The following is a 3,177-nucleotide window of genomic DNA, read 5'->3' as shown; positions in this document are numbered from 1 at the left end:
GGAGTGAATATCAAAGCGTGTTTGCATGAGGCGCTGGGGCACCCAATGCAACACGTAATTGGGACATAGCCTAAAAAAAACCTGCAAAACTGCAGGCTTGAGAAATTAAGATTCGTTGGTCAACAGCCAGGTTCTAAGTAGGCTGGCCAATTGCTCACTTTGTTCGTCAGTAAGTGGGTCAAGGATGGCCTTTTCATTGAAAACATGCTCCTCAATGACCTTATCTATCAATGATTTACCTTCTTTTGTTAGTACGACACTACAGCTTCTTCTGTCTTCTGGGCTTGCGATACGTTCAATCAACTCCCGTTTCACTAACTGCTCAATACGCGTACTCATTGCGCCGGAGGATAGCATCAGTGTCTGATACAGTTCGGTGGGGGTCATTGGCTCGTTAAAGCGTCTCAATGTGGCTAGGATATCGAACTCTACTGCGCTTAATTTGTTGTTTTTAAATGTATTGTTTAGTTTTTTGTCAACGATCCGACTCATTCGACTTAAGCGGCCAATGACACCCATCGGTGAGCAGTCTAGATCTGGTCGTTGATGTTGCCACTGTACCAACAACCGATCTACATGATCGTATTGCATTTTCACTCCTTAACATATCTTTTTGAAAAGATACTTGAAAAAAAGATTTTTCGCGGTTATTGTTTGTGATGTATCTTTTGCAAAAGATACTCATATAGAAGTCACATGCATTCTACCAGCAATCTTGTCAGTAACAAGCACTAAAAGGAAAAGTATTATGCGTCTTCAAGGAAATGTTCATGTTTTACCCCATACCTCCTATCTGGCCTATCTGCATACTAAAATCCACGACAAACACGCTGACTTAAGTACATTCACGCATTTTAGTGATCAGGTTATTCGTCAGTTGCTGATTAAAGCATCAGAATTGCTCGATTATTCAGAGCGGCATGTCACGACACCGATTGGTGATGTGTATCAGGGAAAAGTGCTATCAAAATGTCTCTGTGGTGTCTCCGTTATTCGTGCAGGCGAAAGTATGGAGCGTGAGTTTAAGCAGATGTTTCCAGAGCAACCTATCGGCAAGATCCTAATGCAAAGAGATAAAGTCACCAAACTACCAGAATATTTCTATTCTCACTTTCCTTCAGAGATCGAACAAAAAACCGTGTTCTTGTTTGAACCTATGCTTGCAACGGGTGGTTCGTTGCTTAAAGCGATCGATGTACTGCTGGATCAGGGCGTTTCTATCGAAAATATTATTGTGGTGAATTTTCTGGCGTCTCCTGCAGGGCTGGATCGGTTAATGACTACACATCCCTCCGTTCAACTGATCACCGCATCTATCGAAGAGACCATGAATGATGAAGCGTTCATGCGACCTGGCATTGGAGATTTTGGAGACCGTTATTTCGGTACATACCCGGTACAAAGCTATGAATAAATATCAAACCTTGATGAATGTGACTCTGACTGCACTGGCTCCCATTGTATGGGGAAGTACGTATATCGTCACAACAGAGCTATTGCCTGCAGACTTGCCTTTATTAGCCTCTGTTATTCGGGCACTTGGTGCAGGATTGGTTATATTATTGTTTTGCAAGATCCGGCCAAGTGGCATTTGGTGGGGGAAAATCGCAGTGCTTGGGCTGCTTAATATTGGGTTGTTCTTTTATTGCTTGTTTGCAACGGCGTACTACTTGCCTGGTGGACTCGCAGCTCTGGTTATGTCGATTCAACCGCTCATTGTTATGGGATTGGGAGTGATTTTCTTTCAAAACAAACTCAGCGTAACTCATGTCGCCTCTGCCGTGGTGGGTGTCGCTGGTATTAGCCTCTTAGTTCTGAACAGCGCGATCGAACTGAATTGGTGGGGAGTTTTAATCGGTTTAATCGGTACATGCAGTATGGCACTGGGCATTTTACTGACTAAGCATTGGGGACGCCCAAAAGGTATGTCTTTACTTGGTTTTACTGGTTGGCAGTTGACGCTGGGTGGTTTGATGATGTTACCGATTGCCCTTTGGTATGAGGATTTTCCTCAAACACTGACGACTCTACATATTACTGGTTATACCTATTTAAGTCTGATCGGTGGGGTATTTGGTTACTTTGTTTGGTTCCGTGGCATTGAAAAGTTAAATCCGGTCACGACATCGTTTCTTGGTTTTCTCAGTTCAATCTCCGCCTGTTTGCTGGGGTATATCTTCCTTGATCAGTCGTTTACTCAGCTACAAATTTTTGGTTCGGTTGCCATTATTTTCTCTGTATATATGGCTCGTCCTAAACCAGAAAAAAAACCGAGCACGTTAACTCAAACGCCAATGACATCTTTACACCGATAAGAGATTGAACCATGAAACTTAGTATTATTTCAGGAAGCCACCGAAGCAACTCATACAGCTTAAAGGCAGCTACCTATTTACAGCGTCTGGCCCGGTTGGAAGAGTTTCAAGAGACACAAATCATGGATTTGAGTGTCCTAGATTTTCCTTTTTGGAATGAAGGCGTTTGGAATGGCAGTGAACAGTGGAACGATTGGAGAGCTATCGCTCAAGAGTTGCAGCAATCAGATGCCATCGTACTGGTTACGCCAGAATGGCATGGCATGGTGACACCTGTTTTGAAGAACTTTCTTCTACTTTGCACCAATCAAGAGTTGGGCCATAAGCCTGTACTACTTGTTAGTGTGTCTGCAAGCGTTAATGGTGTTTATCCAATCAGTGAGTTGCGGATGACTGGTAGTAAAAATAATCATGCCTGTTTTATCCCGGATCATTTGATTTTCCGTCATTGCGAGAGCCTTCTTTTATCTGATCAGGCTGTCAGTGATGAACAATTCGATCGCCGAGCCAAATGCACCATGAAGTCACTAACGGCTTACGCGAAAGCACTCGGTACGGTTCGCGCAACGCTGCAAGAAGACATGCAACAATTCCCATTTGGTATGTAATAAGGAGAGCCCCATGCCACACATATATATTAAGCATTTTTCTGCCGAGTTGACTCTGCAGGAGAGAAAAGTGTAGTGCGCAATCGTCAGGGTGAGCGGGTGGTAAGAGCATTCCACATTCCACATGTAAACGGATATCACCATCGATTGAAAGAATGGATGGTGCGCTTTCATGGCGTGGCAACTCATTATCTGAGGAATTATCTGGGTTGGCGCAGGATGCTGGAGCGTTACGGGAAGGGAGTGAATATCAA

At 43.8% G+C, this 3,177-nt stretch carries 4 protein-coding genes and 1 pseudogene; 4 read left to right on the top strand and 1 reads right to left on the bottom strand.

What is annotated here, in order from left to right:
- Positions 1 to 105: 105 nt before the first annotated feature.
- The gene (locus CF137_RS21495) at positions 106 to 591 is read right to left on the bottom strand and encodes a MarR family winged helix-turn-helix transcriptional regulator (protein ID WP_101324091.1); all 486 of its coding nucleotides are present in this window, start codon (positions 589 to 591) and stop codon (positions 106 to 108) included.
- A 157-nt stretch (positions 592 to 748) separates the two neighbouring features.
- Here CF137_RS21495 and upp point away from each other — a divergent pair, with 157 nt between their 5' ends.
- From upp to CF137_RS21475, 4 genes and pseudogenes are all read left to right on the top strand, one after another.
- Complete coding sequence (gene upp, locus CF137_RS21490; protein ID WP_101324090.1) at positions 749 to 1,414, top strand: uracil phosphoribosyltransferase; 666 nt, start codon at positions 749 to 751, stop codon at positions 1,412 to 1,414.
- Positions 1,407 to 2,315 (top strand): EamA family transporter, encoded by a 909-nt coding sequence (locus CF137_RS21485; RefSeq protein ID WP_139721581.1) that lies wholly within the window; start codon positions 1,407 to 1,409, stop codon positions 2,313 to 2,315. The genes upp and CF137_RS21485 overlap by 8 nt, the downstream gene beginning before the upstream one ends.
- Before the next feature lie 11 nt (positions 2,316 to 2,326).
- Positions 2,327 to 2,923, top strand: coding sequence for an NADPH-dependent FMN reductase (locus tag CF137_RS21480; RefSeq protein WP_101324088.1), 597 nt, complete (start codon positions 2,327 to 2,329; stop codon positions 2,921 to 2,923).
- A gap of 72 nt (positions 2,924 to 2,995) precedes the next feature.
- Positions 2,996 to 3,177: pseudogene (locus tag CF137_RS21475) on the top strand (IS1595 family transposase); the annotation flags it as partial.

It is taken from the genome of Aeromonas sobria, assembly GCF_006243315.1.
GTDB lineage: Bacteria > Pseudomonadota > Gammaproteobacteria > Enterobacterales > Aeromonadaceae > Aeromonas > Aeromonas sobria_A.
Note: the sequence above shows the minus strand (reverse complement) of the source record. Positions and strands in the feature narration are given on the sequence as shown.

What these genes read in the sequence shown, in the direction of transcription:
- CF137_RS21480 (WP_101324088.1), top strand. Translation starts at nt 2,327, where the DNA reads ATGAAACTTAGTATTATTTCAGGAAGCCACCGAAGCAACTCATACAGC.
- CF137_RS21495 (WP_101324091.1), bottom strand. Translation starts at nt 591, where the DNA reads ATGCAATACGATCATGTAGATCGGTTGTTGGTACAGTGGCAACATCAA.
- CF137_RS21485 (WP_139721581.1), top strand. Translation starts at nt 1,407, where the DNA reads ATGAATAAATATCAAACCTTGATGAATGTGACTCTGACTGCACTGGCT.
- upp (WP_101324090.1), top strand. Translation starts at nt 749, where the DNA reads ATGCGTCTTCAAGGAAATGTTCATGTTTTACCCCATACCTCCTATCTG.